We start from the raw sequence: 26,277 nt of genomic DNA, 5'->3' as shown, positions 1-26,277 counted from the left end.
GTCGGCTCGGTCATTTCCCGCGCTCCTGCAAAACACCCACATGTGCGCGTACCGAAGCGGTCAGCGCGGGCAGATCATAGCCGCCCTCAAGGCAGGATACCACCCGGCCCGCGCAATGGGCATCAGCCAAATCGCAGATGCGCTGGGTGAGCCATGCATAGTCTTCGGTCTGCCATTCCAAGCCCGCGAGCGGGTCGGCGGCATGGGCATCAAAGCCTGCCGAGATCAGGATAAGATCGGGCTGCCACGCCGCAATGCGAGGGAAGATGAGGGACTCGTAAGCCTCTTGCATCGGGCCGGAACCTGTGTGTTCGCTGAGCGGGACGTTCAAGATTTGGCCATGCGCGCCTGTTTCCGTAGGGCTACCAGTACCGGGATAAAGCGGCATCTGGTGGCTGGAACAAAACAGCGCGCGGGGTTCGTTCCACAGCAAATCTTGCGTGCCGTTGCCGTGATGCACGTCAAAATCGACCACGGCTATACGGCCGAGGTTGTGATGATTTAAGGCTCTAAGTGCTGCGATAGAGACTGTTCCAAAGACGCAGAACCCCATAGCGGTTTCAGATTCGGCGTGATGGCCGGGGGGACGTGCGGCGAGGAAAGCGTTGGTGGCTTCGCCAGCCAGCACGGTGTCAACCGCAGCGCAGGCCCCGCCAACCGCATGCAGGGCGGCGGTAACCGAGCCGGGGGACAGATAGGTGTCGCCGTCAAGTTGCGCCCATCCAGTGACAGGCGATGCGGCGCGGACCTTGGCTAGATAGCGCGCGGGATGCGCGCGCAGGATGTCTGTATCCTCGGCCAATGGCGCACCGCGGTAGAGCAGATCAACGCCCTTGAGACCAGACTGCACAGCGGCGTAACGCGCGACCTGCTCGGGGTGGCCGGGGGGTGTCAGGTGGTTTTCGGACTGGGGGGAGTTGATGAGAAGGGTGGTCACAAGATCGGCCTTTTGCACTTTGGCCAGAATACTATTGCAGTTGTGCCGAAATCGGAACCGCCGATTATGGCCACATTTCCGTGCAAAACCCGGACTCACTCATGGCGAGTCCGGGTTTGCGATAGTGCGGGTCAATGATCAATCATGCGGTCACATCCGCTGCGATCAATGCTGATGTTCTGGCAGTTCTTGCAGTTGCTCTTTCGTCCAAGAGGTGACGCCATGGATGTTGCCATCCTCATCCCGCATCAGATTAAGCTGATCAACGCTGACCAACACGGGTTTCGAGCCGATGCCGAGAAATCCACCGACATCCAGCACAACATCGGTGACGGCACCTGCGCCATGCACATGCGAGATCGTGCCGATTTTGTGGTCATCCGCCCCATAGACGGGGGCGTTTTCCAACAACGCCGTGTTGAATTCGGTGCGGTCCAGCGGGGTATGGTTGCTGTGGTCCATCTTGCTTGTCCTCCAGAGTTATGGGCAAAGTTGCGGGCGCTGATACGGTGAAAACGCTGTCCACAAACGGGATAGAAGCTCGACTGCCATTGCGTTGGCCAAGGTGGGAGATCGGGAAAACCACCCTGTTCTTCATGCCGTTATGCCCGATTGACATGCGGGCCGCGCTTTCATGGTAAAAACACGTAAGGACCGCTACGGTTCCGCCTGCGGATTGTAATGTAAGGCGTCGGCAGGAACGCGCCGAAAGCGAGATGAGGTCGAGCAGTTTTCCAGCTTAACAGCAGGGGCAAAGCGGAGAGCCTTGGCTGGCTGGGCGCGACTCACCGCACGGGTGGCGTCAGAACTTCGGATCGCGCAGCACGATCTGGGTTTGCGTCACCATGGCGGCCATCTTGCCATCGCTGCGGGTCAACGTGGTCTGCCACACCATGGTCTGGCGCCCGCCATGCAACAGCACAGCGACCCCGTGCAGCAGATCGCCCGCCGGAATGGCGCGGAAGAAGTTGGTTTTGCTTTCCACCGTGGCGGTGCTCTCAGTAGGGCCGATGTTCATAAAGGCCCCAAGCCCGCCAAGATGATCGGCCATCCCCATCACGGCACCGCCATGCAGCGTGCCGTTGCGGTTGATCAGCTGCGGCGAGGCCAGCATTTCAGCCTCAATCCGGTCAGGCTGGGCGGACAGGATGCGCAGACCAAGGTGATCGGCAAATGGCGGCTGGACGCCCAGCAGGGGATGGTGCGTGGTCATCGGATGCTCGGATCTCGCGGGCGGCTGTCAGGCGGCTTTACCGCGTTCTGACGATGATACGGGGGTCCGGGGGGTGGCAACCCCCCGGCGTGTTGGCTTAGCCTTTTTCTTGTTCGTCTTGGCAGGCGATGGTTTCGGTGATCGCCTCATCGCTGCCGGAAAGGTCGATCAACATCACATCGGCACCTTCGCTTTGCAGCGTCATAGTGGTTTTCGCGGCAAGGTCAGTCAGGAAATCGACGCTGTCAAAAGTGACCATGACGCCGGGCAGATCATCCAGATGCAGACCCTTGGCGCTGCCGTCGTATTTCTGATCATCCAGCATGAAGCTGATCGGATAATCGGTGCCATCGGTGATCTCGCCCCAAGCGGTGTTGGCGGCGATGACATAGCCATTGCCTGCGGTGCGGTCAAAACCGATGCGGACATGAGAGCCGTCTTCAAAATCCGACGACAGCAGGCAGCCATTGCCCAAAGTCGGATCAACCTGCACATCCCAGCCACCGGCGTCGGAATAGGGTACGAGGTCTTGTGCAAAAGCCGTGGTGGACAGCAAAGCAAAGCCGCAGGCAGCGGCGTATTTCAGCAAGGTCATGGTCTCTCCCAAAGATTGTTATTTGGCCAAACTGGCAGGAAATTGTGAAGGAACTGTGGCTGGCTGCGTTAATCGGTTTGCAGCATGTAGCCCTCACCGCGCACGGTTTGCAGGTAGCGTGGCGATTTCGGATCGTCTTCGATCTTGCGACGCAGACGGGTGATTTGCACATCAACCGCACGTTCCTGGCCCGCACTGTCGTCGCGCGGCATATCGCCGACAAGTTTGTCGCGCGACATCGGCGTGCCGGGTTGCGCCGAGAAGATCCGCATCAGCGCCGCCTCGGTTGAGGTCAGGCGGATCAGATCTTGGCCGCGCCACAGTTCACCCCGATCCATGTCGTAGCGGACGGGGCCCATGTGCAGGATTTTCGGCGCAGGGCTGGAGGCTTTGACGGCAGGCACACGGCGCAGGATGGCATTGATGCGCAGCAGCAGTTCTTTGGGTTCAAACGGCTTGATCAGGTAATCATCGGCCCCCGCCTCAAAGCCTTCGATGCGGTTGTTGGTCTCGCCTTTGGCGGTCAAAAGCAAGATCGGCACGGTGAGAGTGGCGCGTAAGGCACGGGTCAGGCTGATGCCGTCTTCGCCGGGCATCATCACATCCAGCACCAGCAGGTCGAATTCCAGCCCGGCCAGCAGGCGGCGGGCTTGGGCGGCATCGCGGGCGGTCGAGACGAGGAAGCCGTTGCGGATCAGGAATTTCTGCAACAGTCCGCGAATGCGTTCGTCGTCGTCGACGACCAGCAGGTGAGCGGGTAATTCGATCATGTGCTGCCCTCTTTCAGGCCTTGATACTGGCGGCGTTGCTCGGCGTCCATCATTGCCTCTAGCACGGTGCGGAAGCCCTGCACGGCGCTAGGGCCCGCAGCACGGTAAGCGGCGCGCATTCTTGCGCGTTGGGCGTCGGATAAGGCGCGCTCCAGGCTGTGGCCCTTGTCGGTGAGATACAGGTGCCGCTCGCGTTTGTCTTGCTTGCCGACGCGGGCCTCAACCAGGCCATCGTCGAACAGAGTGCGAAGCACGCGGTTCAGCGATTGTTTGGTGACGCCGAGGATGGTCAGCAGATTGCCCACGGTGGTGCCCGGAGAGCGGTTGATGAAATGCACAGCGCGGTGATGGGCGCGGCCATAATCCATGTTTTCAAGGATGCGATCGGGGTCAGCCGTGAAGCCGCGATAGGCGAAGAACATCGCCTCAATGCCCTTGCGCAGGTTCTCATCGGTCAGGAACAGCAGGCTTTCGCCACCGGTACTTTGTTCGGCCATGGAAGTCTCCTCGCTGTGTAAGATACGTCAGGGTTGTTGACATTCCAAGACATAAGGTTTAGCGATTCTTCGATTTCACGCAATATTATGTCCGAATTGGACCTATATAGCGCAACATTCGCAAATATGGAGGCTGCGATGGCTGGGTATGACGATCGGGACGGGTTCATCTGGATGGATGGCAAGCTGGTGGAATGGCGTTCAGCCAATGTGCATATCCTGACCCACGCGCTGCATTATGCGAGTTCGGTGTTTGAGGGGGAGCGGTGCTACAACGGCAAGATCTTCAAATCGGTGCAACATTCGGAGCGGCTGCGGAAGTCGGGTGCTTTGTTGGATATGGAATTGCCGTTCTCGGTGGCCGAGATTGAAGCGGCCAAGGATGCCACGCTGAAGGCCAACGGGTTGACCGACGCTTATGTGCGCGCCTTGGCTTGGCGCGGGGCTGGGGAAGATATGGGCGTGGCCTCAAAACGCAACCCGATCCGGATGGCGGTGGCGGTGTGGTCCTGGGGCAATTACTACGGCGATGCCAAGACCAAGGGGGCGAAGCTGGACATTGCCAAGTGGAAGCGGCCCAGCCCTGAAACCATCCCGCATGAAGCCAAAGCGGCGGGGCTTTATATGATCTGCACGATGTCGAAACATGCAGCCGAAGCGAAGGGCTGTTCGGATGCGATGATGTTCGACTATCGCGGCTACGTGGCCGAGGCGACCGGGGCGAATATCTTCTTTGTGAAGGATGGCGAGGTTCATACGCCGAAGCCGGATGCCTTCCTGAACGGCATCACCCGGCAGACGGTGATCGGGATGCTGCGCGAACAGGGCGTGACGGTGCATGAGCGGCACATCCTGCCCGCCGAGTTGGAGGGGTTCCAGCAGTGCTGGCTGACCGGGACGGCGGCGGAGGTTACTCCGGTGGGGCAGATTGGGGATTATAGTTTTGAGGTTGGAGCGCTGACTTTGGGGATCTCGGATCAATATGAAAAGCTGGTGCGGGCCTGAGGGGTTCGGGTTCCGGGTTTTGGAGAGAAGGAAGGAGGTCCCAACTCGGGACCTTTTTTATGTGTTTGGAGTCAGGGAGTTAGGGGTGGGGATTTAAGGATTTGTTAAGGATTGGGGTATCGGCATGGTTGGATGGGATATCGCGCGCGCACAAGAAAATACTACGATGCAAATCCTATGCCTATGCCTTGACCTTGGGTGCCGCCTCAAATTTTGGCATCAGGGCGCTTACGTCAAGAACACCCCAGCAGTGGCGAGCAAGGTCCTGACCAGCGCCGTTGATCTGCGCATGAATGACCTTGAAGCCGCGCTTTTGTAACTCCTCAGCAACTGGAACGAAGTCGCGGTCGGCTGAGACAAGAACTGCAACGTCATAGCCGCCTGACCACGCAAGGCTCATCATATCCGTCACGATCCGGGTATCGACGCCCTTCTCCTCGGTGCCGCGCATGTCCGCACCACATGACGCGCAGTTAGTTGCAGCCTCGTAGCACTTTGGACATTTGGGCGGTGATTTCTTGAGTTTCCGTTCAACAGCCTCAACTACCACACCGGGCTGCTTGTCGAGAACGCTGGTCAGCCAGTGTTTAAACTTCATATCAACTCCCTGATGCGGCGAGTATGAACTGTAAACATGCATGGCCTCGTAGCTATGGGGAATAGCTTTGTTGACCATCTTGGCAGCTTCTTCGGCAAAGAGCGGCCCTATGTTCGACCAGTCAAATCTGAAATCATTTTTCAGTCCCTTGCAGGCCAGCGTAAAATTCCAATAATCAACGAAGATGCGAACTTTTAGCAAGAGAGCAGGTGCTGCTGGATCAGTCACGGAGTAATCCTGATGGTTTAAACAGAAACGGGGTGCTACTTGAGCACCCCGCAGCCGTATATAATGATACTCGATTCCTGGGTCCACATGCGAGGTGGTCAGTCCACGAGGGGTTTCTATATTCGTTCATATGGAAGCCCAAGCGTTTCGTGTCAAGTAAAAGTTGATTAGAGTTGCAACGTACGGAACCGAGCCGTTACTCTAAAGAGGGCTTAGGGGTCTCTTGACCGCCTACTCAAACTGACCTTTCGAGAGCTTCGTCGCTCCGTTCAAGGCAACTATGGGTGAACCCTGCTTGCAAGCTTGCATCCCCGTGCTAAACTTCACCCCATGACCAAACCTAATTCCCATCTGTGGCCCGGCGTGCCTTTGGCGCTTGGGGCGGCTGTTTTGTTTGGGGCTTCGGCTCCGGTGTCGAAACTGCTGATGGGGGCGGTGGACCCTTGGTTACTGGCGGGGATTTTGTATCTCGGTGCCGGGGTGGGGTTGGCTTTGGTGACCTTTGCGCGGGCTTGGGTTGGTTTGCCGAGTGCTGAGGCCAGTTTGCGGCGGGGGGATTTGCCTTGGCTGGCGGCGGTGGTGTTGTTTGGCGGGATGTTGGGGCCGTTGTTGTTGATGCTGGGGTTGGCGCGCAGCTCGGCGGCCTCGGGGGCGCTCTTGTTGAACCTTGAGGGTTTGGCGACGATGGCGATTGCTTGGCTGGTTTTCCGCGAGAATGTGGATCGGCGCTTGCTGCTGGGTGCTGCGGCGATCCTGTGCGGGGCGGTTTTGTTGTCTTGGAATGGGCAGGGTTTTCGGCTGGATCGTGGCGGGCTGTTGATCGCTGCGGCCTGTCTGTGTTGGGGGATTGACAACAATCTGACGCGCAAGTTGTCGGCGGCGGACCCGGTGCAGATTGCGATGATTAAGGGGCTGATGGCGGGTTGCGTGAACTTTGCGCTGGCGCTGTGGCTGGGGGCGGCGCTGCCGGATGCAAGGTTTTTGGTGGCGGGGGCGGTTGTGGGGTTTCTGGGCGTTGGGGTCAGTCTGGTGCTGTTCATGCTGGGCTTGCGGCATTTGGGGACCGCGCGGACGGGGGCTTATTTCTCACTAGCGCCGTTCATAGGGGCGGTGCTTGCACTGGTGCTTTTCAATGAGGCGCTGACGGTGTCGCTGCTGGCGGCGGGCGGGCTGATGGCTTTGGGGTTGTGGCTTCACCTTTCGGAACGCCATGACCATTTCCATGAACACGACGCGTTGGAGCATGATCATTTGCACAGTCACGATGCGCATCATCAGCATGCGCATGACGGCGTGGTTACCGAGCCACATTCACATTGGCACCGGCATGAACCGCTGCGGCACAAACATCCGCATTATCCGGATTTGCACCATCGGCATGGGCATTAGGATACTGCAGTTTAGGGCAATGCGCGGGCGGTGCGTGAACCCTGCTTTCAGCAGGAACCACACACCCTACTCTGGGTCGGATAGGCCGCGTTCGATGCGCAGGTAATGTTGCAGGCGGGGGTTGTCGTCGCTGCGCAGATGGGGGCGCTGGTGCAGGCTGCGCGGGGCGGTGGCGGATTGGCTGCGCTCAAGGCGCAGGAAGTTTTGCAAACGGCCGCCCTCGGATGCGGTGCGGTGATCGGCGAGGTGTTTGGTCATCGGGGCCTCCTGTTGCGCTGTGACTCGGGTGGGCGGAGTGTAGCACGGATCGTTGGGCGGCCCTAGCGCTTGGGCGGAGGGGGGCGGGGATTGGCCTATGGCGCGGTGGGGTGGAACCTCAACCTACGCTTGCCGATGCTTGATCCGCCCGATTCTGAACGCGCGCGCTGCGGGCGAGGTGGGATGCCTCCGGCGGGGATATTTTTGCCAAGATGAAAGCCGGGGGCCGCGCGGAGGATTGGCGGGGCCGATGAGTTGGCGTGCGCTGGGGCTGAATATGGAGATTTCGCATCCGCTGCCGCGGATCGGGCAGAACACCGGGATGACCTGTTGGGTGGTGGCGGGGGGCTTGGCCTCGGGGCGGATGACCAGCGCCATTCCGGGGCAGGCGCAGTTTGATCCGGGCGACATTCCGAATGGCGGCGGGTTGGGGCCAAGCCGGGCCAATCTGGATCTTTACGCGCAGTCTTTGGGGATGCGATTGCTGGGCAACGTGCCCGCCAATCTGGATGCTTTGGCACCGCATCTGAATCGCGGGCCAGTCATTCTGGTCGATGATTGGGTGAACGGCGGCAAGCATGCGGTGGTCGGTAGCGGTTTGTTTTCGGCGGGCGAGCCTTATCGGCAGATGCTGCGGGTGAACAATTCGCTGCCGCAGGGGGTGGGGAGCATCGAGCTGACGGCTTATCCACTGATGGATCTGCAGGGGGTCGGCTATGATCCCTATGCGGTGATCGTGCGATAGGTTTTAGGGCGCTGCCGTGTCGCTGCCGGGGCCGAAGCGGTGCGGCAGGGCTGGGGCTTCGGCAGTTGTGCTGGTGGTCAGCAGGCTTTGCGCGGTGGTGCTGGCTTGGGTGGTCAGCTTATCCCATGTCAGGTCAGATTGCAGGATGATGGCGGTGGCGCATAGGCCGGGGATGATCAGCACGGACAGGTTCAGCAGAAAGCCGAACGGCTGTTTGCGGGTTTTGTGGCGCAGGCGGTGTTGGGCTATTTTCGCCCCGATCCAGCCACCCAAGGTGGCGAGGATCAGCAGGCTGCGCTCGGGGATGCGGCGTTCGGCGTTTATGGCGCGGGATTTGTCGATGGCGAAGGCGGTGTAGGCGAGGGTATTGGCCAAGAGGATATAGGCTGCGAGGCAGAGGGCTGCAAAGGCGGTGGTGCCGGGGGTGATGAAGTTTGTGATCATGGCGCTGGTGTAGCGGGGGATCGTGGCAGGAATTCGGCGATCTGGGGCCGAAATCCTGCCAGTTGGGTTAAAGAGGATCGCGGCGCAAGGGGGTGGTGGAGCAATGCAACCCGCCGCCGTTTTTGTGCAGGGCGGCGTAGGGGATGGTTGTCCAGCTGACGCCATGGGCGGCGAGGCGGTCTAGGGTGCGGTTGCTGGCGCCTTCGGGCATCAGCAGTTTTCCGGGGGCGATGGCGAGCGAGTTGTTGATCCAGGGATCATCGGCGGGGTCGATCTCGATGTATCTGATGCCACGGGCGGTGAGTTGTTGCAGGAAGCTGAACGGCAGGCCCATCGGGTTCAGCAGCGCAAGGTCGCGGTCGATCATCAGGAAGGACACGTCGAGGTGGATGTCGTAGCCGGAGAGTTCCACGATCAGCAGTTCGACACCTTGGCGACGCAGGACTTCGCCGACCTGTTCCGCGCCTTCGCGGTTGACGCGCACGCCGATGCCAATGGCGCAGGTTTTGGCGTTCAGCCATGCAAAGCTGCCGCCTTCCATCACACCTGTGCCCGAGATGGTGCGCAGGATGGGGACGCCGATGCGGGCCAAGGTGCGGGTGGTGGCGAGTTCTTCGCCGCGGCGGATGCGGGCACCCATCCGGCAGATGATTGCGCCGCCTTTGACCATGATGAATGGGTCGCGGGTGTAGACTTGTTTCAGCCGGATGCCTGCGTCGCCGTCTAGGTAGTGGATGTCCACGCCCTCGGCTTGCAGTTTGGCCACGAAGGCGTCGTGCTGTTGTTGCATCAGTGGCAGGTCGGGGAGAGAGTCGGATTGGAAATACCACCCCGTCACGGGGTCGCCGTAAGAGCCGATCTCGGGCAGGCGTTTGGCAGGATCGACGACGTTCATTTCCGGGCCCGGGCGGTGCATCAGGATCGAGCGGATGCGGCCCACGTCATTGTCGAGGCCCCAGACCGCGCCCCAGCTTGCCATCAATTCCGTCGGGTCTTCGAACGGCGGCTCAGCCCCGGCGGCGAAATGTTTGACGGTTTGGGTGTAGATCCAGTGCGGGTTTGACATGCAGGGGGCCTTTGCGAGGGTCAGACGGCGGAAAAGCCGCCATCGACGAACAGTTGCGTGCCGGTGACGAATTCGGCGTCGTCGGAGGCGAGATAGAGGGCGGCGCGGGCGATGTCTTCGGGTTGGCCGAAGCGGCCTTGCGCGGCTTTGATCGCGGATTCTGAGGCATCGACACCCAGCGCGTTCAGTTCTTGCACTTCGCGCAGGCCGTGTGGGGTTTCGATAAAGCCGGGGCAGACGGCGTTGCAGCGGATGCCTTTGTCGCGGAATTCCACCGCGATGGCGCGGGCGAACATGTGGCACGCGCCCTTGGTGGCGTCGTAAAGGACTTCCATCGGGGTGGCGTAGACGGCGGAGATGGACGAGGTGCAGACGATGGAGCCTTTGCCTTGGGCGAGCATCATCGGAAGCACGGCGCGGGTCATCAGATACATGCTTTTGACGTTCACATCGAACAGCATGTCCCAATCCGCCTCCTCGGTCTCTAAGAAGGGTTTGATGACGATGGTGCCGGCGTGGTTGAACAGCACGTTGACCGGGCCAAGTTGCGCCTTGACCAAGGCGACGGCGGCATCGACTTGAGATTTTTGGCTGACATCGGCGGTTGCAAACATGGCGCGGTGGCCTTGTTGCACCAGATCAAAGGCGAGGGCTTGGCCTGCATCTACGTTGCGGTCGATGATACCTACCGCAGCGCCTTCGGCGGCGAACAGGCGGGCGGCGGCGGCGCCTATTCCGGTCGCCCCGCCCGAGATGATCGCGGTTTTGCCTTTTAGCCGATCCATGAAAGCCCCCTGCCCTGTTGCAGGCAGACTATTGCACGCGACTGACGCTTGAAACTGCTTTTCCGACTTATGAAAATTTAGCCAAGATACGAGGGGAAGCGTCCTGCCAGAGCGCCTCCCCTCGACTTGCTGACCTTCACTGCTTGGGTGCGGCAAAGTGCAGTTCTTCACAACAGATTGCGCCGAATGTTGGCGCGATACACAAAACGATATGCGCCAACATTCGGCGCGGCACACACTAAAACAGCGTGTCAGACCACGGTGGTGGTGACTTCGATATTGCCCTTGGTGGCGTTCGAATAGGGGCAGATGAAATGGCCACGCTCGGCAATTTTCTCGGCGACGGCGCGCTCTACGCCCGGCATGAACACTTTCAGCTCGACCTGCAGGCCGAAGCCGCCGTCGGCGCGGGGGCCGATGCCGACGGTGGACGTAACTGATGCGTCAGCGGGGACAGTTCCCAGCTTCTCACTGCTGGCGGCAAAGCGCATCGCACCAAGGTAGCAAGCGGCATAGCCGACGGCGAACAACTGCTCGGGGTTGTTGCCCGCACCATTGCCGCCCATTTCTTTCGGCACCGCCAAGGTGACAGCGAGTGCGCCGTCTGTGGTGGCCGATTTGCCATCACGGCCGCCACCCGATGCGGTGGCTTCGGTGGAGTAGACTACTTTCGTCGGCATTATGTATCCTTTACGATTAAATCGTGTGCGATAGGTTTAACGCGAGTCGGTGTTTGCGTCAACCCCCTTAGTCTTGCCTTTTTTCAATAATGCTTTTGTGTCGATCCGATTCGCATGCAGCTTGCGATTTAATCGCGTGCGATATACTTTGAGGTAAAGGAGTTTTCCTGATGGATGCCAAGACCGCCCTGCCGATTGCTGAGATGATCTGCTTCTCGCTGTACTCGGCCACGCATGCGATGCAGCACGCCTATAAGCCGCTGTTGGAGGCTTTGGGGCTGACCTATCCGCAATATCTGGCACTGGTGGCTTTGTGGGGCGCAGATGGGCAGACCGTTGGGCAGTTGGGACAAGCGTTGCAGTTGGAGAGCAACACTTTGACGCCACTGTTGAAACGGCTGGAGGTGCAGGGGTTGGTGGCGCGGGCGCGCGATGCCAAGGATGAACGGCAGGTGCGGGTGACGTTGACCGAGGCCGGGCGCGATATGCAAATTAGGGCGACTGCGATTCCGGGCTGTATTCTGGAGAAATCCGGGATGAGCTTGGCGGCGCTGACGGCGCTGCGCGATCAGGTAAATATGCTGCGGGATCAGTTGCGCGGGGCGTGAGGGGTTGGGTTTGCGGGGCAAGCGCCGGGGGTTTCACACCCCCGGACCCCGGTGGGATATTTAGGAACAGATGAAACAATTTTAGTCAAATTGTGTGGATCGGAGGATTGCGCCTCCGATCCTTTGATGCGTGTTTGCGCTTAGTTGCCCAAGATCGTTGGCAGGCGCAGGCCTTGGGCTTTGGCATGCTCGATGGCGGACTCGTAGCCCGCGTCAGCGTGACGCCAGACACCGGAAGCCGGGTCGTTCCAGAGGACGCGTTCGAGGCGTTTGGCGGCATCATCGGTGCCATCGGCGACGATGACCACGCCGGAATGTTGCGAAAAGCCCATGCCGACACCGCCGCCGTGATGCAGGGAGACCCATGTTGCGCCGGAAGCGGTGTTAACAAGCGCGTTCAGCAGCGGCCAGTCGGAGACGGCATCGGAGCCGTCCATCATGCTTTCGGTTTCCCGATTGGGCGAGGCGACGGAGCCCGCATCGAGGTGATCGCGGCCGATGACGATGGGGGCTTTCAGCTCGCCCGATTTGACCATCTCGTTGAACATCAGGCCTGCACGGTGGCGGTCGCCAAGGCCGATCCAGCAGATGCGGGCGGGCAGGCCCTGGAAGGCGATGCGGTCGGCGGCCATGTCCAGCCAGCGGTGCAGGTGGACGTTTTCCGGGAACAGTTTCTTCATCGCGGCGTCGGTTTTGTAGATATCTTCCGGGTCACCGCTGAGGGCCACCCAGCGGAACGGGCCGATGCCTTTGCAGAACAGTGGGCGGATATAGGCGGGCACAAAACCGGGGAAGGCGAAGGCGTTTTCCAAGCCTTCTTCAAGGGCGACTTGGCGGATGTTGTTGCCGTAATCCAAGGTCGGAACACCTGCGTTCCAGAAATCGACCATCGCCGCGACATGGGTGCGCATCGAGGCGCGGGCGGCTGTTTGCACCGCTGCCGGGTCGGATTCCTGTTTCGCGCGCCATTCGGCGACGCCCCATCCCTGCGGCAGATAGCCGTGCAACGGGTCGTGGGCCGAGGTTTGGTCGGTGACGATATCGGGGCGCGCGGTGCCTGCCTTCATGCGGCGGACGAGTTCGGGGAAGATATCGGCAGCGTTGCCCAGAAGACCGACCGATTTGGCTTCGCCCTTGGCCGTCCATTCGGCGATCATCGCGAGGGCTTCGTCGAGCGTATGCGCTTTGGCGTCGACGTAGCGGGTGCGCAGGCGGAAGTCGATGCGGGTTTCGTCACACTCCACCGCCAGACAGCAGGCGCCTGCCATCACGGCGGCGAGGGGTTGTGCGCCGCCCATACCGCCAAGGCCGCCGGTCAGAATCCATTTGCCCTTGAGCGAGCCGCCGAAATGCTGACGGCCAGCTTCGGCGAAGGTCTCATAGGTGCCTTGCACGATGCCTTGGGTGCCGATGTAGATCCACGAGCCAGCGGTCATCTGGCCGTACATCATCAGGCCCTTTTTATCGAGCGCGTTGAAATGGTCCCATGTCGCCCAATGCGGCACCAGATTCGAGTTGGCGATCAGCACGCGGGGGGCGTCTTTGTGGGTGCGGACGACGGCGACGGGGCGGCCGGATTGCACCACCAGCGTCTCATCATCTTCCAGCGTTTTCAGCGTGGCGACGATGCGGTCGAAATCGCCCCAAGTGCGGGTGGCGCGGCCGATCCCGCCGTAGACCACCAGCTCATGCGGGTTCTCAGCCACATCGGGGTGCAGGTTGTTCATCAGCATCCGCATCGCGGCTTCGGTCTGCCAGCTTTTCGCGGTGATCTCGGTGCCGGTGGCGGGGTAAATGTCGCGCATATTGTGGCGGGAGTTGTCGAGCGGTTTGGTCATATCAGCCTCGGGTTACAAGGTGGGAAGGGTGAGGGCGGAGGCTTGGGCCAAGGCTCCGGTGGCGATCAGGTGGGCGGCGGCGGCAAGGTCGGGGGCCATGTACCGATCATCGCCCATGGTCGCCACGTCTTGGCGCAGGCGGGCGACGACGGCTTGCAAGGGCGTGGAGGTTTGCAGTGGCGCGCGGAAATCGACGCCTTGGGCGGCGCAGATCGCCTCTACGCCGAGGATGACGTTGAGGTTTTGCACCATCTTGCCGAGGCGGACGGCTCCGTGGGCGGCCATGCTGACGTGGTCTTCCTGGTTGGCCGAGGTGGGGGTGGAGTCGGTCACACAGGGCATGGCGATGTGTTTGTTTTCGGACATCAGCGCTGCGGTGGTGACTTCGGCGATCATCAGGCCGGAGTTCAGGCCGGGGCGCGGGGTCAGGAAGGGGGGGAGGTTGAAGGACAAGACTGGATCGACCATCAGGGCGACTCGGCGTTGCGCGATGGCTCCGATTTCTGCGAGGGCTAGGGCGATCATGTCGGCGGCGAAGCCCACGGGTTCGGCGTGGAAGTTGCCGCCCGAGACGATCAGGCCCGCTTCGGTCAAGACAAGGGGGTTGTCGGTGGCGGCGTTGGCTTCGATTTCCAGCGTGGTGGCAGCTTGGCGCAGCACGTCCATTGCGGCCCCGGTGACTTGGGGCTGGCAGCGGATACAATAGGGGTCTTGCACGCGGGCGTCGCCGGTCATGTGGCTTTCGCGGATTTCCGAACCTGCGAGCAGCGCGCGCATGAAGGCGGCGGCTTCGATCTGGCCCGCGTGGCCGCGCAGGGAGTGGATTTCGGGTTGCAAGGGAGCGGTGGAACCCATGATGGCGTCGGTGGAGAGGGCCGAAGTCACCAGTGCGGATTGGGCGGCGTTCCAGCCGTCGAACAGGCCAGCCAGCGCAAAAGCGGTGGAGAATTGCGTGCCGTTGATGAAGGCGAGGCCTTCTTTTGGGCCGAGTTGCAGGGGGTTGAGGCCAGCGGCGGCGAGGGCTTTGGCTCCGGGCAGGATCTGGCCTTGGTATTCGGCCTCGCCTTCGCCGATGATCACGGCGGTCATATGGGCCAAGGGGGCGAGATCGCCGGAGGCACCGACAGAGCCTTGGGCGGGGATTTGCGGGGTAACGCCTGTGGCCAGCATGGATTCGAGAAGTTCGATGAATTCCCAACGGATGCCGGATGCGCCCCGCCCGAAGGACAGCAGTTTGAGGACCATCAGCAGGCGGGCGTGGCGGCGGGGGATGGCTTCGCCGACGCCGCAGCAATGCGACAGGATCAGGTTGCGTTGCAGGGTGGCGGTGTCGGCGGGGGCGATGCGCATGCTGGCGAGTTTGCCGAAGCCAGTGTTGACGCCGTAGACCGGGGCATCGCCTGCGGCGGCGGTTTTGATCGCGGCGGCGGCGCGGATGATGCCGGGTTTTGCCGTGCGGTCGAGGCTGACGGGCAATTCCTCGCGGTAGATGCGGACCAGTTGTGCGAGGGTGGTTTGGCCGGGAGTTAAGATGAGTGCGGTCAAAGCGCGCCTCCGATGATGCGTTGATGAAGGGGGTTGAAGCCGATGCGATAGGCGAGTTCGGCGGGGTGGCTGGCGTTCCAGATGGCGAGGTCGGCGACCTGACCTGCGGCTAAGGTGCCGTGAGTGGGCAGGTTTAGCGCGCGGGCGGCATTTAGGGTGGCCCCGGCGAGGGCCTCGGCGGGGGTCATGCGGAACAGGGTGCAGGCCATGTTCATCGCTAATAGGAGGGACGACATGGGGGAGGAGCCGGGGTTCATGTCGGTGGCGACGGCCATCGGGACGTTGTGTTTGCGCAACAGGGCGATGGGCGGCATTTGGGTTTCGCGCAGGGTGTAGAACGCGCCGGGCAGGATGACGGCGACGGTGCCGGATTGGGCCATGGCGATGACTCCGGCTTCGTCGAGGTATTCGAGGTGGTCGGCGGAGATGGCGTTGAAGCGGGCGGCGAGGGCTGCGCCACCGAGGTTGGAGAGTTGCTCGGCGTGGAGTTTTACCGGGATGTTTAGTTGGGCGGCCACGGTGAACAGGCGCTCGATTTGGGTCGGCGAGAAGGCGATGCCTTCGCAGAAACCGTCCACGGCATCAACGAGGCCCTCGGTATGGGCGGCGTGCAGGGCGGGGATGGCGACCTCGGCGATATAGGCGTCGGCGCGGTCTTTGTATTCGGGTGGGATGGCGTGGGCGGCAAGGTAGCTGGTTTTGACGGTGATCGGGCGCAAGGTGGCGATGGCGCGGGCGGCGCGCAGCATGCGCAGTTCGGTGTCTTGGTTCAGGCCGTAGCCGGATTTGATCTCGATAACGGCGACGCCCTCGGCAATCATCGCATCGACGAAGGGGAGTGCTGCCGCGACCAGATCGGCTTGGCTGGCGGTGCGGGTGGCTTTGACGGTGGAGATGATGCCACCGCCGGCGCGGGCGACTTCTTCGTAGCTGGTCCCTTGCAGACGCATTTCAAATTCTGTGGCGCGGTTGCCGCCGTGGACGACGTGGGTGTGGCAGTCGATCAGGGCGGGGGTGATCAGGCGACCGCCCATGTCTTTCTGCGGCAGGCGGGCATGCTCGGCGGGAAGGTCGGTGCGGGGGCCGATCCAAGCGATTCGGCCCTCGGCCAGCACCAAGGCCGCATCTTGGATCAGGCCGTAGGGGTCTGATTTTCCCTGCCCAGATGCCAACATCGTGGCGGCTTGCAGGCCAATCAGGGTGATCGGGGAAGGATGCATGGGATGCCTCGTCAAAAGCTATTGCCTGAATGCTGTTTATGCGAGTATGTTTATTATGTCTACACATAAGGAGTCGCCATTGTGATTTTTGCTCAACGTGCTTTGCTGCCCCAAGGTTGGGCCGAGAATGTCAGGATCACTGTGGCGGATGGCCATATCAGTGCCATATCCGTTGGGGCCAAGGCGCAGGCGGGCGATGTGCTGGTGTCGGCTTTGCTGCCTGCGCTGGCGAACCTGCACAGCCATGCGTTTCAGCGCGCGATGGCGGGGATGACCGAGCACCGCATCGCCGGGCGGGACAGTTTCTGGACGTGGCGTGATCTGATGTATCGGTTTCTGGATCGTCTGACACCTGAACAGATGCAGGCGATTGCGGCGCTGGTGTTTATGGAGATGCAGGAGGCCGGGTATGCCTCGGTCGGCGAGTTCCATTATGTGCATCATCAGCCGGGGGGGGCTGTCTATGCGGATATTGCCGAGTTGTCGGGGCGGATTTTTGCGGCGGCTGATCTGACCGGGATTGGGCTGACGCATTTGCCAGTTTTGTATTCCTATGGCGGGGCGGGAGAGCAGCCGTTGGCAGCAGGGCAGTTGCGGTTTGGCAATGATGTGGATCGGTTTGCGCGGCTGGTTGAAGCGGCGCGGGCTTTGGCGCGGGCTTTGCCGAGTGATACGCGGGTGGGGATTGCGCCACATTCGTTGCGGGCGACCAATCCGGGGGATTTGCTGCGGGCTTTGCCGATTGCGGCGGGGAATCCGGTGCATATTCATGTGGCGGAGCAGCCGAAAGAGGTCGCGGATATTTCGGCTTGGCTGGGGGCGCGTCCGGTGGAGTGGTTGCTGGCGAATACGCCGATTGGGGCGGATTGGTGCGCCATTCATGCGACGCATATGACGGAGGATGAGACTGTGCGGCTGGCGCAATCGGGCGCAGTCGCGGGGTTGTGCCCGATCACCGAAGCCAATCTGGGCGATGGGCCGTTCAATGGGCCGGGGTGGTTGGCGGCGGGTGGGGCTTTTGGGATTGGGTCGGACAGCAATGTGCGGATTTCGTTGACCGAGGAATTGCGAACGTTGGAATACAGCCAGCGGCTGCGGGATATTGCGCGCAATGTGATGGTTGTGGGCGAAGGCTCGGTTGGGCAGGCGATTTATCTGGGGGCGGCGAAGGGTGGCGCGCAGGCTTTGGGGCGGAAGTCTGGAGCGATTGCGCTGGGGATGCTGGCGGATGTGGTGGCGATTGATCTGTCGCATCCGTCGCTGTGTGCTTTGCGGAATGATCAGATTCTGGATGGGCTGGCGTTTGCAGCCTCGGATGCGGTGATCACTGACCTGTGGTCGGCGGGGCGGCATCAGGTGCGCGGCGGGCGGCACATCCAGCGCGACCAGATCATCGCGGGATGGCGTGTGACTGTGCAGGGGCTGGTGGACGCGCTATAGGGCGCTGAGGGGGCCACGATGCCAGACACTGTCAGGATTGAGACTGCAAAGGCCGAGACGACGACCTTCCGCGAGGTGATGGCCGAGATATTGCAGCGTATCACCGAGGGGCCTTGGGGGCCGGGGACTTTGCTGCCCGGAGAGGTGGAACTGGCGGAACAGTTCGGCGTCTCGCGCACCACGATGAACCGGGCGTTGCGGGAAGTGTCGGAACTGGGGTTTCTGGACCGCAAGCGCAAGGCGGGGACACGGGTGCGGATGGCACCGATCAGGCAAGCCCGGTTTGAAATGCCAGTGGTGCGGGCCGAGATTGAGAAAACCGGGGCGGTTTATGGCTATCAGATGGTCAGCCATGAGGTCGTAGTTGCCCCGGACTGGCTGCAGGTTCGGATGGGGCTGAAGGCGCGCGCGCGCGTGGTGCATCTGCTGTGTTTGCACTTCGCCGATGGCGTGGCGTTTCAGCTGGAGGATCGTTGGATCAATGCCGGGGCTTTGCCGCAGGCGGAGGAGCAGGATTTCTCGGAAGTTGGGCCGAATGAATGGCTGGTCGCCACGGTGCCGTTTTCGGAAGTGGCGATCAGCTTTCTGGCGGCGGCGGCGGATGCGGGGATGGTGGCGCATCTGGATCATGCTTTGGGCGATCCGGTGTTTTGTGTCGAGCGCGCGACATGGTGGCAGAATACCGCCGTGACACTGGTGACGCTGGCGCATCGGCGCGGCTACCGGATGACGACGCGGTATTGAGAACGGCCCAAAAGCACACTACGACCGTCCTTTCGTGGGGTGGTCTGCTTGGTCAATTTCTTCCCCGCTGGGAGTGACTTGTGTTTTTGGCGGCGCGATTGCAGATTTTCTACCATATATAGTAGATTTCGTGACTAGATTTGATTCATGCGTTCACGTCGATCACGCAGCGGCCCTTGATCTGGCCTGCCAAAATCTCGACACCAAGGCGCGGCAGGTCGGCGAGAGTCGCCATGGTCAGCATCGACTCCAGTTTGTCTTGCGGCAGGTCGCTGGCGATGCGGGCCCAAGCGGCTTGGCGGTTGGCGTAGGGCTGCAACACGGAATCAATGCCCAGCAGGTTGACGCCGCGCAGCAGGAACGGGATCACCGAGGCCGGGAGTTGCGACCCACCTGCGAGGCCCACAGCGGCGACCGAAGCACCATATTTCAACTGGCCCAAAACGCGGGCGAGCATCGCACCGCCGACGGCATCAATGCAGCCGGACCATAGGTCGCTTTCCAACGGGCGCTTGACGGTCTCGTTGATCTGATCGCGCGCGACGATCTGGGCAGCACCCAAGTCGCGCAGATAGGCTTCGGTCTCGGGCCGCCCGGTGACAGCTGCCACCTCATAGCCCATATGCGCAAGGATGGTGACAGCGACCGAGCCGACGCCGCCCGCAGCCCCGGTGACCAGCACAGGCCCCTGCCCCGGCTTTAGCCCATGCGCTTCCAAAGCCATCACCGCCAGCATCGCGGTCAGGCCCGCCGTGCCGACAGCCATCGCCGCCCGCGTGGTCAGGCCCTGCGGCAAGGGCACCAGCCAATCGGCTTTGACCCGGGCTTTTTGGGCATAGCCGCCCCAATAGGTTTCGCCCACCCGCCAGCCGGTCAGCACCACTTTGTCGCCGGGTTTGTAGCGGGCATCCTCCGAGGCCTCGACCGTGCCCGCAAAATCAATCCCCGGCACATGCGGATAGGCGCGCACCATGCCGCCGCCCGCACCCATGCAAAGACCGTCTTTGTAGTTCACGGTGGAATACTCGACAGCCACCAACACCTCGCCGCCGGGCAGATCGGCCAAAGTCAGATCTTTCACGGCGGCATGGGTGGCCCCTGCGGCGTCTTTGTCGACAACCAGTGCTTTGAACGTCATCTGCGGTCCTTTCCTGCGGCACCTTGGCCCTTGGCCGGGATGCGACACCATGCGGGCGCTGGCGTCAAGCCGCGTTGGGCGCGCCCAGCGGCATTGGGGCCGAGTAGTTCTCTTGCATGAAGGTCAGAAAATTATCGCGATATTGCCTTGTGTGGGCGGCGGCCAAGGCATCGGCGCGGTTGATGTCGCGGGCGCGGATGGCGTCGAGCATTTCGACATGCTCATCGGTCAACAAATAGCCGTCATGGGTGCGCTCAATATATTGAAAATGCAGGTGCAACATGCGGCGGCCTTGGTCGAGCAGGCGTTCGTAAAAGGCGGTTAAGTAAGGGTTTTTGCCCGCCTCGGCGATCGCCATGTGGAATTGCTTATTGCCCTCGGACATCGCCAGATGATCGCCCGTCTTCACCGCCGCGACAAATTCCTTTTGGCGCTGGGCGATGGCTTTCAGATCGGAATCGGTGCGCAATTCAGCCGCCAAACGGGTGTTTATCCGCTGGGCAATATCCAGCGCTTCGATGTATTTTGGAAAGCTTGTCACATCAATCGGGGCGACGATGGTGGAGCGGTTGGCGAGCATCACCACCAGATCTTCGCCCGCCAGCTTGATCAAGGCTTCACGCACCGGCGAGCGTGACATGGTGAAGCGTTCGGCCAGTGAGGTTTCATCCAGCAAAGCACCGGGCCGCAGCGCCAGCGACAGGATTTCATCGCGGATCGTCTCATAGGCGAATTTCGCGCCGGTGCCCTTGGCGCGTTTGATCTCTATTTCATCCATTGGGGCAGCCTCCGGTGGTTTGTTTAGCGATAGCGTTTCAGGGGTGTTGTGTCGACACAGATTATTTTTGATTTGACGTGTCGGCACGCTGTCGCCATGAATTGGGACAACGCCACGCTGGTTGTGTGGCTTCGATTCGTTTGCAAAGGATGCCCCATGCTGAAACTCTCTGGCGTCATGCCTGCCTTGGTCACGCCATTTGATGCGGCGGGGCAGATCGACTTCGCCGCGTTCAAGACCCATCTGGAGGGCTTGCGCGCAGCGGGGGTGACGGGCTGGGTGCCGTGTGGGTCGTCGGGCGAGTATAACCTGATGTCGGATGCCGAACGGGAAAGCGTGCTGGCGTTTGTGAAGGCGTTTGCGCAGCCAGATGAGACACTGATTGCAGGCACCAATGCGCCGCATACAGCGGGGGTGATTGCCAATTCCAAGCGGGCCAAAGAGTTGGGCTATGACACGGTGCTGCTGGCGACGCCGTTCTATACCAAGCCGACGCAGGCCGAGTTGATCAAGCATTTCAAGGCTGTGCTGGATGCGGTGGATGTAAATATCGTGCTGTATTCTTATCCCGACAAGGATGGCGTTGAACTGGGCTGGGAGGTGCTGGATGCGCTGGCGGATCATCCGCGGGTGATCGGGATCAAGGAAAGCTCTGGCTCTTTGCAACGCGCGATTGGGATCGCGACGCGTTATGCCGGGCAGATTCAACTGGTGTCGGGATCGGATGATATTGCGCTGGACTTCATGTTCTGGGGCGCGGATTCTTGGATTTGCGGGCCGGCGAATTGCATGGCACAGGCGGTTTGTGATCTGGACCGCAGCTATCGCTCGGGCGATTTGATCAAGGCCCGCGCACAGATGGCGACGCTTTATACCGCGATGAATATTCTGGAATCCGGCAAGTTTGTGCAGAAGCTGAAATATGGCTGCGAATTGCAGGGGACGCCCGTGGGCGAGTGCCGGATGCCGTTGGGGCCGCTGACCGCCGCCGAAAAGGCGGATTTCGCGGCGGCGATGCAGCCGATTATCGACTGGAAATAGACCATGGTCACCATTGTCATCGGCGCGGGGATCATCGGCACCGCGATTGCGCATGATCTGCAAAAACGCGGTCGGTCGGTGGTTTTGCTGGACCGCGATGCGCCGGGGCGGGGGGCGTCATTTGGCAACATGGCCTCGATTGCGGTGACAGAGTTCATGCCCGCCTCGCGGCCTTCGGTCTGGCGGCAAATTCCGGGCTGGATGCTGGACCCGGAAGGCCCGGTGCGGGTGCGGCCCGGTTACATGCCGCGTTTGGTGCCGTGGTTCTTGCGGTTTATTGCGGCCTCGCGGCCTTCCAAACTGCGGGAGCTTGAGGCGCAGGGGGCGGCTTTGTGTGGACGGGCGTTGGCGGATACGCAGGCTTTGCTGCGCGAGACGGGGCTTGAGGATCAGATTTCGGAAGCGGGCTGTTTGTCGCTGTATAGTGACGAGGCGGAGTTTCGGGCGGATCGCGCGCATATTGAAATTCTGGAGCGGTTTGGCTTTGCGCATGAGGTCTTGGATGGCCGTGCTGCGCGGGCGCTGGAGCCTGCGCTGTCGGAAAAGATCGGCATGGCGGTGCGGTTTCCAGACAACCGTTCGATGAAAGATCCCTATAAGCTGGTGTTGGCTTTGGCGGAGCGGTTTGTCGCTTGGGGTGGCCGGATTGAGACGGGTGCTGTGGTGGGGTTTACGCGCAGTGATAGGATCACCGGCGTCAGGCTGGCGGATGGGCGCGAGATTGCGGCGGATGCGGTGGTGATCTGCGCCGGGGCGTTCTCGGCGCGGTTGTCGAAGCTTCTGGACGAGCCGATCCCGCTGGAGACCGAGCGGGGATATCACACCCAGATCATGGCGCCGGGCATCACGATGCAGCACTCGATCATCTGGCCCGCGCGGGCGTTCATGGTGACGCCGACGGCTGGTGGTATTCGCGTGGGCGGCACGGTGGAAATGGCGGGCTTGGATGCGCCGCCGGATTATAGACGCGCAAAAGTGACGGTGCGGCGGGCGCAAGTGGCTTTGCCGGGGCTGCGCCGCGAGGCGTTCACCGAATGGATGGGGCATCGCCCTGCCCTGCCGGATACGGTGCCGATTATCTCGGCCTCGGCCAAGACGCGGGGGGTATTTTATGCCACCGGGCATGGCCATTTGGGGCTGACTTATGCCGCGACCACCGCCAAGCTGATGGGCGATCTGATCACCGGGGCCAAGCCTGCGATTGACCTGCACCCCTATCGCGTTGACCGCTTTTGAAAGGCTGAATATGCAGTTTGAAACTACGCTTGATCTGCTGCTGGTCCATGCTCAGGGTGAAATCGGCAAGGTGATTGTTGGCGGTGCGCCAGATATTCCAGGGGCGACGATCTTGGATAAGATGAACCATATCAACATGGTGGATGACAGTCTGCGCCGCTTTGTCACCTTCGAGCCGCGTGCAGGCGTCGCGATGAGCGCCAATCTGCTGTTGCCGCCGACCCGCCCCGACGCCGATGCTGCGTTCATCGTGCTGCAACCGGATCGGGCACATCCAATGTCGGGGTCGAACTGCATTTGCGTGGTCACGGCATTGCTGGAAAGCGGGCGGGTGGCGATGGTGGAGCCGGAAACCACGGTGCGGCTGGATACGGCGGCGGGGCTGATTGTGGCGCGGGCGACGTGCAAGGATGGGCACTGTGTGTCGGTGAGTTTGGACAATGTGCCGGCCTTTGTGCTGGTTTTGGATGCAGAGGTGCGGAGCAAAGATTTCGGGGTGATCCGCGCTGATATTGCCTTCGGCGGCGTGTTCTATGCTTTGGTTGATGTCGATCAGATCGGGCTGTCGATTGTGCCGGAAAACGCCCGCGCTTTGGCCGAGGCGGGGATCGCGATCAAGGCGGACTTGCAGGGGCAGATCGCGGTCAGCCATCCCGATATTTCGGGGTTGAATGATGTGGCCTATGTGATGTTTCGCAGCCGTGAAGCTGATGGCGCGATCCGCACTTGCACCACGTTGAAGCCGGGGCGGGTGGATCGCTCGCCTTGTGGCACGGGGTCTTCGGCCAATCTGGCGGTGATGTTTGCGCGCGGCGAGGTGGCGGTGGGCGATGTGCGGGTATCCCGCTCGATCATCGGCGGGACGTTCACAGCGGAAGCGATTGGTGAGGCGGTGGTGGGGAACCGTCGCGCCGTGTTGCCGCGCATCACCGGGCAGGGCTGGATCTATGGCCGCGAGCAGTTGCGGATCAGCCCGGATGATCCTTTTGCGCGCGGCTTTGCGCTGTCGGATACTTGGGGCTCGCAGGTGGGCGAGCTATGACTTTGGCGGGGCAGGGTCTGGCGGGGCAGAGTCTGACGGGGCGCAATGTGCTGGTAACGGGCGCTACGGGTGCGATTGGGCAGGCGATTTGCGTGGCTTTGGCCGCCGAGGGCGCGCGGGTGGTGATCCACTACGGGCGCAATGGGGCGGCGGCTGAGGCGCTGTTGGCGCAGATCGGTGGGGCGGGGTGGTGCGTGGGGGCCGATTTGGCGACGGCTGACGGGGCGACGGCTTTATGGACTGAGGCCGAGGCTTTGGCGGGACGTTTGCATGGTTTGGTGAACAACGCGGGCATCCGGTCAGAGGTGGCGGTGGATGCGCCGCTGGATCAGTGGCAGGCGGTATGGGAGCGGGAATTTCGGGTGAATTTCCTGTCGGCGGTTGATCTGACGAAAGCGGCGATCCTGCACTTTCGGCGGAATGGCGGCGGGCGGATTGTAAATATGGCCAGTCGGGCCGGGCAGCGCGGCTATGCCTCTGACGCGATGGCTTACGGGGCGAGCAAGGCGGCGCTGATCAACCTGACGAAATCAGTGGCGCAGAGCCATGGCGCAGAGGGGATTTCGGCGGTTGCCATCGCTCCGGGTTGGGTGCGCACCGAGATGGCCGAGGCGTTTATCGCGCAGCATGGGCAGGCCGCAGCGCTGACGGGCATCCCGATTGGCGCGATGGCCGAGGCGGCGGAAATTGGCGAGTTGGTGGCCTTTGCTTTGCGGCCCTCGCAGGCGTCGCTGAATGGGGCGGTACTGGATGTGAACGGCGGCAGTTATTTGCGCTAAGGGGGGCGGGATGCGGTTTCAGGATAAAGTGGTGGTGGTGACGGGTGCTGCGGGCGGCATTGGCGGTGCAATTTGCCAGCGATTTGCGTCTGAAGGCGCGCTGGTGGTGGTGACGGATGTGAACGCCGAGGGGGCAGAGACGACGGCTGCGGGTATTCGCGCGGCGGGCGGTCGGGCGCGCAGCTTTGCGGCTGATATTGGTACGGCGGAGGGCTGTCGCGCAGTGATCGCCGATGTGATCGCGGTGGAGGGGCGGATTGACGTTTTGTGCAACAATGCCGGGATCAATCGGCGCGGAAACCTGTTGGCTTTGACGACTGCGGATTGGGATTTGTCCTTTGCGATCAATATCGACGCGATGTTCCATCTGTGCCAGGCGGCGTTGCCGCATATGATCGCGGCAGGGGGTGGCGCGATTGTGAACACCGCTTCACAATGGGGTTTGCACCCCGCGCCGAACCACATCGCCTATAACGTCACCAAGGCGGCGGTTGCGAGTTTCACGCAGAACCTTGCCCGCGATTATGCTGCGCAGAAAGTGCGGGTCAATGCGGTCTGTCCCGGTGAGATTCACACGCCGATGCTGGAGGCCGGGGTGAAACGATCCGGTCGCACGATTGCCGATCTGGACCGCATGGTGCCTTATGGCCGGATTGGGCGGCCTGAGGAAGTCGCGGCCTTGGTGGCGTTTCTGGCCTCGGATGAGGCGGCATTCATGTGCGGGTCTTTGGTGGAAATCACCGGGGCGCAGGCAGTCGCGTAAGATTGGGGCTTATGGGGGAATGATGCGGTTAGGGTTTATTGGCACCGGCACGATCACCGCGCATATGGTGCGGGGGCTGAAAGCCTCGGCGCTGGCAGACTGGCCGATTGTGCTGTCAGCGCGCAATGAGGCGGTGGCGGCGGCACTGGCTTTGTTGCCGGGAGTGACGGTGGCTGCGCGCAATCAGGCGGTGGTCGAGGCTTGTGATCTGCTGATCCTCGCCGTGCGTCCGCAGGTGGCCAAGGCGGTGATTGGGCGTTTGGTTATCCCGCCTTCGCGTCCGGTGATCAGCCTGATCGCGGGGCTGCATATCGCGACCGTGGCCGATTGGACCGGGGCGCAGGATATCTGCCGCGCTATACCTTTGCCGTTTGTCGAGCGGCATCAGGGTGTTACCCCGGTGTTTCCACCACAGCCCGCCGCGATGCAGATTTTCGCGGCTTTGGGCACGGCGCTGCCGGTCGATGATCTGGCCGCCTATGATGCCTATGCTGCGGCAAGCGCCTTGATGGGCAGCTATTTCGGTTTGCTGGAAACTGCCGCAGGTTGGATGGTGGCGCAGGGCCATTCTGCACCGGATGCAGCCCAGTATTTGCGCGGATTGTTCGGCAGTTTGGGCGATGTTCTGCGCGAGAAGCCAGTGTCGTTTGAACAGTTGCGAGAGGATCATTCGACCAAGGGTGGGCTGAATGAAATGATTTTTTACCGCTTTGTGCAAGGCGGCGGCAGCGATGCGATGCAGGCGGCTTTGACCGCCGCTTTCAGGCGCGTGCAAGGCTAGAGCAAGTCGCCGTTCATATGATTCAGGCTTCCCATCTTGGACGGTTTCTGATTCCCTGATCTTTCCAGATATAGGGGATCGAGATGGGCAAATCACATCCTATGGAGCTTCGCA

29 protein-coding genes are annotated in these 26,277 nt (G+C 61.4%); 12 read left to right on the top strand and 17 right to left on the bottom strand.

Going from position 1 to position 26,277, the window contains the following annotated elements:
• Nucleotides 1-10: 10 nt before the first annotated feature.
• The 6 genes from ACP7AP_RS13160 to ACP7AP_RS13135 all read right to left on the bottom strand — a co-directional run bounded on the left by ACP7AP_RS13160 (nucleotide 11) and on the right by ACP7AP_RS13135 (nucleotide 4,012).
• A complete protein-coding gene (locus tag ACP7AP_RS13160) occupies nucleotides 11-937 on the bottom strand; it encodes a histone deacetylase family protein (protein ID WP_426034666.1) in 927 nt (308 codons plus the stop codon).
• A 165-nt stretch (nucleotides 938-1,102) separates the two neighbouring features.
• Nucleotides 1,103-1,399, bottom strand: coding sequence for a PRC-barrel domain-containing protein (locus ACP7AP_RS13155; protein ID WP_426034665.1), 297 nt, complete (start codon nucleotides 1,397-1,399; stop codon nucleotides 1,103-1,105).
• A gap of 340 nt (nucleotides 1,400-1,739) precedes the next feature.
• Nucleotides 1,740-2,150: a PaaI family thioesterase gene (locus ACP7AP_RS13150; RefSeq protein WP_426034664.1), complete on the bottom strand. Its 411-nt coding sequence runs from the start codon at nucleotides 2,148-2,150 to the stop codon at nucleotides 1,740-1,742.
• A 97-nt stretch (nucleotides 2,151-2,247) separates the two neighbouring features.
• On the bottom strand, nucleotides 2,248-2,745 hold the full coding sequence (locus ACP7AP_RS13145) for a hypothetical protein (protein WP_426034663.1): 498 nt from the start codon (nucleotides 2,743-2,745) through the stop codon (nucleotides 2,248-2,250).
• A gap of 68 nt (nucleotides 2,746-2,813) precedes the next feature.
• The gene (locus ACP7AP_RS13140) at nucleotides 2,814-3,515 is read right to left on the bottom strand and encodes a response regulator (protein ID WP_426034662.1); all 702 of its coding nucleotides are present in this window, start codon (nucleotides 3,513-3,515) and stop codon (nucleotides 2,814-2,816) included.
• Complete coding sequence (locus ACP7AP_RS13135; protein ID WP_426034661.1) at nucleotides 3,512-4,012, bottom strand: MarR family winged helix-turn-helix transcriptional regulator; 501 nt, start codon at nucleotides 4,010-4,012, stop codon at nucleotides 3,512-3,514. Before ACP7AP_RS13135 ends, ACP7AP_RS13140 begins: the two co-directional genes overlap by 4 nt.
• Before the next feature lie 138 nt (nucleotides 4,013-4,150).
• Here ACP7AP_RS13135 and ACP7AP_RS13130 point away from each other — a divergent pair, with 138 nt between their 5' ends.
• Nucleotides 4,151-5,017 carry a branched-chain amino acid aminotransferase gene (locus ACP7AP_RS13130; RefSeq protein WP_426034660.1) on the top strand — a complete coding sequence of 289 codons (867 nt, stop codon included), beginning with the start codon at nucleotides 4,151-4,153 and terminating at the stop codon, nucleotides 5,015-5,017.
• Between the two features lie 181 nt (nucleotides 5,018-5,198).
• Here the strand turns inward: ACP7AP_RS13130 and ACP7AP_RS13125 are convergent, their stop codons facing one another.
• Nucleotides 5,199-5,843 carry an NYN domain-containing protein gene (locus ACP7AP_RS13125; protein ID WP_426034659.1) on the bottom strand — a complete coding sequence of 215 codons (645 nt, stop codon included), beginning with the start codon at nucleotides 5,841-5,843 and terminating at the stop codon, nucleotides 5,199-5,201.
• Nucleotides 5,844-6,173: 330 nt separating this feature from the next.
• Here ACP7AP_RS13125 and ACP7AP_RS13120 point away from each other — a divergent pair, with 330 nt between their 5' ends.
• Entirely contained in the window at nucleotides 6,174-7,232 is a 1,059-nt protein-coding gene (locus tag ACP7AP_RS13120; RefSeq protein ID WP_426034658.1) for a DMT family transporter, read from the top strand.
• 66 nt (nucleotides 7,233-7,298) lie between these two features.
• Here the strand turns inward: ACP7AP_RS13120 and ACP7AP_RS13115 are convergent, their stop codons facing one another.
• On the bottom strand, nucleotides 7,299-7,490 hold the full coding sequence (locus ACP7AP_RS13115) for a hypothetical protein (protein WP_426034657.1): 192 nt from the start codon (nucleotides 7,488-7,490) through the stop codon (nucleotides 7,299-7,301).
• Between the two features lie 250 nt (nucleotides 7,491-7,740).
• Between ACP7AP_RS13115 and ACP7AP_RS13110 the strand changes: the two genes are divergently transcribed.
• The gene (locus ACP7AP_RS13110) at nucleotides 7,741-8,235 is read left to right on the top strand and encodes a hypothetical protein (protein ID WP_426034656.1); all 495 of its coding nucleotides are present in this window, start codon (nucleotides 7,741-7,743) and stop codon (nucleotides 8,233-8,235) included.
• Nucleotides 8,236-8,238: 3 nt separating this feature from the next.
• On the opposite strand, the gene ACP7AP_RS13105 is transcribed toward ACP7AP_RS13110, so the two are convergent.
• The 4 genes from ACP7AP_RS13105 to ACP7AP_RS13090 all read right to left on the bottom strand — a co-directional run bounded on the left by ACP7AP_RS13105 (nucleotide 8,239) and on the right by ACP7AP_RS13090 (nucleotide 11,210).
• Nucleotides 8,239-8,679: a DUF1294 domain-containing protein gene (locus ACP7AP_RS13105; protein WP_426034655.1), complete on the bottom strand. Its 441-nt coding sequence runs from the start codon at nucleotides 8,677-8,679 to the stop codon at nucleotides 8,239-8,241.
• Between the two features lie 67 nt (nucleotides 8,680-8,746).
• Nucleotides 8,747-9,745 (bottom strand): dimethylarginine dimethylaminohydrolase family protein, encoded by a 999-nt coding sequence (locus ACP7AP_RS13100; RefSeq protein WP_426034654.1) that lies wholly within the window; start codon nucleotides 9,743-9,745, stop codon nucleotides 8,747-8,749.
• A gap of 20 nt (nucleotides 9,746-9,765) precedes the next feature.
• Nucleotides 9,766-10,530, bottom strand: a complete 765-nt coding sequence (locus tag ACP7AP_RS13095; protein ID WP_426034653.1) for an SDR family NAD(P)-dependent oxidoreductase — start codon at nucleotides 10,528-10,530, stop codon at nucleotides 9,766-9,768.
• Between the two features lie 251 nt (nucleotides 10,531-10,781).
• A complete protein-coding gene (locus ACP7AP_RS13090; protein ID WP_426034652.1) occupies nucleotides 10,782-11,210 on the bottom strand; it encodes an organic hydroperoxide resistance protein in 429 nt (142 codons plus the stop codon).
• Nucleotides 11,211-11,380: 170 nt separating this feature from the next.
• Here ACP7AP_RS13090 and ACP7AP_RS13085 point away from each other — a divergent pair, with 170 nt between their 5' ends.
• Nucleotides 11,381-11,818, top strand: coding sequence for a MarR family winged helix-turn-helix transcriptional regulator (locus ACP7AP_RS13085; RefSeq protein WP_426034651.1), 438 nt, complete (start codon nucleotides 11,381-11,383; stop codon nucleotides 11,816-11,818).
• A 140-nt stretch (nucleotides 11,819-11,958) separates the two neighbouring features.
• On the opposite strand, the gene hutU is transcribed toward ACP7AP_RS13085, so the two are convergent.
• The 3 genes from hutU to hutI are packed head-to-tail and all read right to left on the bottom strand — an operon-like array spanning nucleotide 11,959 to nucleotide 16,376.
• On the bottom strand, nucleotides 11,959-13,656 hold the full coding sequence (gene hutU / locus ACP7AP_RS13080) for a urocanate hydratase (protein ID WP_426034650.1): 1,698 nt from the start codon (nucleotides 13,654-13,656) through the stop codon (nucleotides 11,959-11,961).
• 12 nt (nucleotides 13,657-13,668) lie between these two features.
• A complete protein-coding gene (gene hutH / locus ACP7AP_RS13075) occupies nucleotides 13,669-15,201 on the bottom strand; it encodes a histidine ammonia-lyase (protein ID WP_426034649.1) in 1,533 nt (510 codons plus the stop codon).
• Nucleotides 15,198-16,376: an imidazolonepropionase gene (hutI, locus tag ACP7AP_RS13070; protein WP_426034715.1), complete on the bottom strand. Its 1,179-nt coding sequence runs from the start codon at nucleotides 16,374-16,376 to the stop codon at nucleotides 15,198-15,200. Before hutI ends, hutH begins: the two co-directional genes overlap by 4 nt.
• Before the next feature lie 126 nt (nucleotides 16,377-16,502).
• Here hutI and ACP7AP_RS13065 point away from each other — a divergent pair, with 126 nt between their 5' ends.
• On the top strand, nucleotides 16,503-17,861 hold the full coding sequence (locus ACP7AP_RS13065; protein WP_426034648.1) for a formimidoylglutamate deiminase: 1,359 nt from the start codon (nucleotides 16,503-16,505) through the stop codon (nucleotides 17,859-17,861).
• Between the two features lie 18 nt (nucleotides 17,862-17,879).
• Nucleotides 17,880-18,605, top strand: coding sequence for a UTRA domain-containing protein (locus ACP7AP_RS13060; protein WP_426034647.1), 726 nt, complete (start codon nucleotides 17,880-17,882; stop codon nucleotides 18,603-18,605).
• Nucleotides 18,606-18,750: 145 nt separating this feature from the next.
• Here ACP7AP_RS13060 and ACP7AP_RS13055 read toward each other — a convergent pair whose 3' ends face one another.
• On the bottom strand, nucleotides 18,751-19,743 hold the full coding sequence (locus tag ACP7AP_RS13055) for an MDR family oxidoreductase (RefSeq protein ID WP_426034646.1): 993 nt from the start codon (nucleotides 19,741-19,743) through the stop codon (nucleotides 18,751-18,753).
• A 64-nt stretch (nucleotides 19,744-19,807) separates the two neighbouring features.
• Nucleotides 19,808-20,521: a GntR family transcriptional regulator gene (locus tag ACP7AP_RS13050; protein ID WP_426034645.1), complete on the bottom strand. Its 714-nt coding sequence runs from the start codon at nucleotides 20,519-20,521 to the stop codon at nucleotides 19,808-19,810.
• 156 nt (nucleotides 20,522-20,677) lie between these two features.
• Between ACP7AP_RS13050 and ACP7AP_RS13045 the strand changes: the two genes are divergently transcribed.
• The 6 genes from ACP7AP_RS13045 to ACP7AP_RS13020 are packed head-to-tail and all read left to right on the top strand — an operon-like array spanning nucleotide 20,678 to nucleotide 26,163.
• A complete protein-coding gene (locus tag ACP7AP_RS13045) occupies nucleotides 20,678-21,562 on the top strand; it encodes a dihydrodipicolinate synthase family protein (protein WP_426034644.1) in 885 nt (294 codons plus the stop codon).
• Nucleotides 21,563-21,565: 3 nt separating this feature from the next.
• Nucleotides 21,566-22,798 (top strand): NAD(P)/FAD-dependent oxidoreductase, encoded by a 1,233-nt coding sequence (locus ACP7AP_RS13040; RefSeq protein WP_426034643.1) that lies wholly within the window; start codon nucleotides 21,566-21,568, stop codon nucleotides 22,796-22,798.
• A gap of 10 nt (nucleotides 22,799-22,808) precedes the next feature.
• The gene (locus ACP7AP_RS13035) at nucleotides 22,809-23,840 is read left to right on the top strand and encodes a proline racemase family protein (RefSeq protein WP_426034642.1); all 1,032 of its coding nucleotides are present in this window, start codon (nucleotides 22,809-22,811) and stop codon (nucleotides 23,838-23,840) included.
• Nucleotides 23,837-24,619: an SDR family NAD(P)-dependent oxidoreductase gene (locus tag ACP7AP_RS13030; RefSeq protein ID WP_426034641.1), complete on the top strand. Its 783-nt coding sequence runs from the start codon at nucleotides 23,837-23,839 to the stop codon at nucleotides 24,617-24,619. The genes ACP7AP_RS13035 and ACP7AP_RS13030 overlap by 4 nt, the downstream gene beginning before the upstream one ends.
• Before the next feature lie 10 nt (nucleotides 24,620-24,629).
• Complete coding sequence (locus tag ACP7AP_RS13025) at nucleotides 24,630-25,382, top strand: SDR family NAD(P)-dependent oxidoreductase (RefSeq protein WP_426034640.1); 753 nt, start codon at nucleotides 24,630-24,632, stop codon at nucleotides 25,380-25,382.
• A gap of 22 nt (nucleotides 25,383-25,404) precedes the next feature.
• Nucleotides 25,405-26,163 carry a pyrroline-5-carboxylate reductase gene (locus ACP7AP_RS13020; RefSeq protein ID WP_426034639.1) on the top strand — a complete coding sequence of 253 codons (759 nt, stop codon included), beginning with the start codon at nucleotides 25,405-25,407 and terminating at the stop codon, nucleotides 26,161-26,163.
• Nucleotides 26,164-26,277 lie beyond the last annotated feature (114 nt).

It is taken from the genome of Cypionkella sp. TWP1-2-1b2 (assembly GCF_049896245.1).
Classification (GTDB): domain Bacteria; phylum Pseudomonadota; class Alphaproteobacteria; order Rhodobacterales; family Rhodobacteraceae; genus Cypionkella.
The sequence above is the reverse complement of the archived record's forward strand: the minus strand, read 5'-3'. Positions and strand labels throughout refer to the sequence as shown.